At 46.6% G+C, this 2,206-nt stretch carries 3 protein-coding genes and 2 pseudogenes; all 5 read right to left on the reverse strand.

Annotated elements, in window-relative coordinates; genetic code table 11:
• Positions 1–127, reverse strand: a pseudogene (locus PUT78_RS23340) (IS6 family transposase); the annotation flags it as partial.
• A 91-nt stretch (positions 128–218) separates the two neighbouring features.
• Positions 219–380 (reverse strand): annotated as a pseudogene (locus PUT78_RS23345) (IS6 family transposase); the annotation flags it as partial.
• A gap of 131 nt (positions 381–511) precedes the next feature.
• Complete coding sequence (locus PUT78_RS23350) at positions 512–799, reverse strand: hypothetical protein (protein ID WP_274354613.1); 288 nt, start codon at positions 797–799, stop codon at positions 512–514.
• Positions 796–1,164: a TNT domain-containing protein gene (locus PUT78_RS23975; protein WP_420793562.1), complete on the reverse strand. Its 369-nt coding sequence runs from the start codon at positions 1,162–1,164 to the stop codon at positions 796–798. The genes PUT78_RS23350 and PUT78_RS23975 overlap by 4 nt, the downstream gene beginning before the upstream one ends.
• Positions 1,165–1,876: 712 nt before the next feature.
• On the reverse strand, positions 1,877–2,206 hold a 330-nt coding region (locus tag PUT78_RS23355; RefSeq protein ID WP_274354614.1), incomplete at its 5' end, for a DDE-type integrase/transposase/recombinase.

Raw genomic sequence — 2,206 nt, forward strand, 5'->3', positions numbered from 1 at the left:
CAACATCGACACCTCGTTCTTCCATTATCTCTTCGAGGTCACGATAGGAAACAGGGTAGCGCAGGTAGAAAAATACCGCGAACAGGATAACTGATTTTGGATAATGCGCGCCCTTGAAATCAACCATTGCACTCATCCGACCCTTGCTGTGAAGTCACCTCCTACGCCGATGCTTCATACAAAGCCAACCGGAAACCAAAAATCTTTGCGACAGAGCCGTATTTGATCACCCAGCGGTTCAACGTTGCATGGTCAACATCGACGCCGCGCTCCTGCATGATTTCCTCAAGGTCGCGATAAGATACTGGGTAGCGCAGGTAGAATAATACAGCAAACAGGATCACCGATTTCGGGTAGTGTGCGCCTTTGAAGTCAACCATCGTAACCGTCCAATCACACCCAAGCGTCAATCCCAAACCACGATACCGGTGAAGCGGCACAACCAACAAGCCGAAAATCTTTGCGACAGAACCTCTTTTGGCTTTGAATATCAATGAGTCTGGAGCCTAAACTACTTCTTCGGACCAGAATAATTACGAGGATACCCATCTTCCCCGAAATATAGTTCCGCGGGGATTCCTGGAGAAGTACGGGTAATTAACTTAAAGAACTCAGCGCAGGCTGTTTCTTCATCATCAAATACCTGATAAACGTATTCATTCCCCTTTTCCATTCCAAGAATCTTCCAAACGCTATCTTCACAAATTAATGCATCACGCCTCTCGACCCTTTTGCCAATTGTGTATCTCCGCTGATAGCCTAGTGCGTTTAACTTTTCAGCCAATTCTATAGTATTCATGGAGCTATCTCCCTAAGATGTGTCCCGATGTACCTCCCAATTGGTGCTGGTAGCTGTATCTGCCAACCCCCGCCCGGTTGCCCATATGCAGGTGCCACACGACTTACGCTGGCGCCTTCAATCGGTCGAATTACTTCGAAGTTTCGATAAGTTCCAATGTTCTCCGGCGGCAAGGCCCTCTGCTCGCACGGTACCCCACTTGGTGACATAAATCCACCCGTGTCGCCGCCGTATACGGATCGAACACAAGTCCTACACAGGACGAAATTTTGATCGGCAGGGTCTTGAACAGTGCAGGAGGTACGTTTCTGTACTGTGCAACTGCCTGTTCTGATGCTATCAGAGAAATTCCTGAATTCAGCGATCTTTCTGGATCAATGTTCCCCCAGAGGCTTGCGCGTGAGATGCAATCTCTCGTGGCAACCGGCAGAGTCCGGGAAGTAAAAGAATTTGAACTTCGGCAGCTGTTTGGGCAGGCGACTTCTCCGAATGATGGAGCTTCTATGCTGATAGACGACCGCTCTGACAGAGATAGCGATGATTATATGTAGAAAAAGTAAGTTTATATTTTATTTCTTTGGCGTCGCAATATTTTTGTACGCGCTATTTTTGTTGACCGCAGTTGTAATAGGAGAGCCTCTATCGACCGACAACATAAGGCCTGAGCTAAATACAGTTTTTATGTTTTTCTTTGGATCTGCAATAGTTTCTATTTTGGTATTGTATCGTGTGAAATTTGTACTGTCAATTTTTACAATTATGTTGTTTTCATTTATTAATAAACCACTTTTCGGATTCATTTCATATGTTCTGTTTGAAACCCAACCTCTTAGACGTAGTTTATTTGGTTTGATATCACCAGTCTCATCACTTTTGCTCGGATTTGTTGTTTCTTTAGTGCCGCTCTTAATAGCGTATTTAGCGCTCTTTTTTATGCATCGAGCTCTACTGGATAGAAGATCGTAGAAAAAAGGCTATCTAACACCTGTCAGCCCGCCAACCTCGGTCGCAGCGCTTAACAGAATGGTTCTGTCGCAAATTCCGACATGGTTGAGTGTAGGCTGATGCTGGACGGAATTATGCTGCGAGCTGAGCAAACTGCTGAAATGCGTTCAAGCCGTTGGCGTGGAATTGGCCCTTACGGATCATGTGCGCAGTCTCGATTCTCTCCAGCGTGGCCGAGGCGGAATAAAACGCTTTGAAGCCGAGCATTCGCCCAGTGATGCGTTTGATAAACCGGTGATCCTGCTCGAGGATATTGTTCAGATATTTGACCTGCTGGATCTTGATCGTCCGACCTGAACCGGTGAAATTGAGGATCACATTTACAGCTTCCAACCCTGCCAAGTTTGCGCCGCTTTTGTCGATAACGATGCGGTCGGGGACACCGTTGGTGCCAATTGCCCG

Origin of the sequence: Roseinatronobacter alkalisoli (assembly GCF_028745735.1) — a bacterium.
Lineage (GTDB): Bacteria > Pseudomonadota > Alphaproteobacteria > Rhodobacterales > Rhodobacteraceae > Roseinatronobacter > Roseinatronobacter alkalisoli.